At 35.6% G+C, this 1,965-nt stretch carries 1 protein-coding gene; it reads left to right on the top strand.

Annotated elements, in window-relative coordinates; translation table 11 throughout:
- Positions 1-968 precede the first annotated feature (968 nt).
- A complete protein-coding gene (locus G337_RS26830) occupies positions 969-1,928 on the top strand; it encodes a C45 family peptidase (protein WP_051303423.1) in 960 nt (319 codons plus the stop codon).
- The last annotated feature ends 37 nt before the right edge of the window (positions 1,929-1,965 follow it).

Below are 1,965 nucleotides of genomic sequence, written 5' to 3'. Positions count from 1 at the left end.
CGTTTTCTAGTCATAATCTGCTCCAGCTGTGATGCTAGTTATTAAAACAGATTAATCACTTAAGATCGTGTCCGATTTTTGGGGACCATTTCTAACTGAATAAAATCAAATCTATCAGTTACAGGTTTCTTATAAAAAGAACTTCTAAATTCATCTCGCATTTCGTCGTCGTAAGATAGTAAATTCGGTAAGGTGAATTCCGTTTTTTCCATTGTGATTCCTTAGTTTTTCAAACTTTTGATTGAAATATAACAGCTTTATATACGTCACAGTGACGCAATTGCCCTGTTGTATATGATATTTATCAATGATCTCACAATAAACAAAAAATCAAATCAATTCAATGAATTGTAAATATATATAAGAGAATCGTGATTCGACAAATACGTCACCAGGAAGATATGCACATTTTTTAAACACATCTAACCTTATCTTTTACAAAGGGAATTCAAAAAGGCCCTTGATAACCTTCGCAGTGACATAATCTGCAGCTTTATAAACAAAACAGGCGCTACTGGGGTGTATAACTGACTAGGGAAGTAAAAATTACTGGAGAGTGATAGACATGCGGATATAGAATGGGCTGGGAATAATTAAAGTCAGCAGATTCTTAACGGCGATCATTGATAACCGTCACCGTTAAAACCTGCTTATTTATTGAAATATCAAGTACGATATAAGACCTTAGTATTATGCAATGTTGTTTAAACTTGATAGTACATATTACTTATATTGTGCCTCGTTTCAAATTTGTTGTTCTTCCTAACATTTGCTTCTCGTAATTTATTTATCTCAACTGTTCGCCTTTTGCATAACTTATCCAAGTTTACTGCATCATTTCTAACCTTTCACTATTGATCACTAAAAACACGTTTAATACGTAGTAATAGAAAAAAGGGAATAATGTATTCAAATATTCAGCTATCTACTACAACCAAAATATGCAACCAATTGAAAATAGAGGGTTTATGAAAAAATCAATTATCGCTTTAACACTTGCCGCAGCTGCAGTTTTTAGTGCTTCTGCTAATGCAAAACTTATTCAACATACAGACCAAATTGCTGAAGTCCAATTCACTGGTTCTTCTTATGAACTTGGTAAACATGTGGGGGATGTTGCAGGCGATCAAGTACTACGTAGTATCGATAGATTCGATGAAGTTCTTGGAATTATGCTTAAAGATCTTAGTGTAGATAAAATCACTAAAACTTTCGCCGAGAACAAAGTATATACACATCTTGCTGCTAAATCTCCTGATGCCGGCGCTTATATTAAAGGTCTTTCTGAAAGTTTAAATATGTCTCCGAATCGTTTACTTGCAGTTGGTATGGCTGATGAAGCTATTCTTGAATCACAGCGTAACGGTGGTATCGGTTTCTTAGAAGAAGTACCACAAAATGCTGTAGCTCATGATCCTAATGCACCAACCCATTGTACAAGTTTCGCATACGGTGATGGTTCTGGTAAAGCTTGGGCTCATACCAACTATGATTACATGGCTATCAATTATGAAAACTTGTTAGTTATCAATCATACTGATATCGATGGCAAAACTAAAATCGTTCAAACATGGGCAGGTTTACTTCCTTACGGCGGTGTAACGAAAGGTAATCAAGTTTTACTTGGAAATACAATGGCCGATGAAGGTACAGCTCGTGAACTAGCAGGTGGTGAAATCATCGAAACTGATTCTGTTCCATCATTCCATTTAGCATGGGATATCTATAATGCAGAATCAACGCAAGGTGTAGTTGATAGTTTTGCTAAATTCGACAAATACACAGCGTTTTATTCATACACTGTAGTTGATCCGAATGAACAAGTACTAACAGTTGAAAATACTTACAGCGATGGTCTTAATGTAACTCGGAGGGCGTTCAAAATTCTGTGTCAGGGTAATTCATTAAATATCCAGTACGCTGTCTAAACGCCCTTCAAAATAAATAGCCAGCTGAGATAAGCAG

The organism is Psychromonas aquimarina ATCC BAA-1526, from assembly GCF_000428725.1.
In the GTDB taxonomy this organism is placed as follows: domain Bacteria; phylum Pseudomonadota; class Gammaproteobacteria; order Enterobacterales; family Psychromonadaceae; genus Psychromonas; species Psychromonas aquimarina.
This window is presented reverse-complemented; position numbering and strand designations above follow the sequence as displayed.

Coding starts and splice junctions, on each gene's coding strand:
- G337_RS26830 (WP_051303423.1), top strand. CDS start 969: ATGAAAAAATCAATTATCGCTTTAACACTTGCCGCAGCTGCAGTTTTT.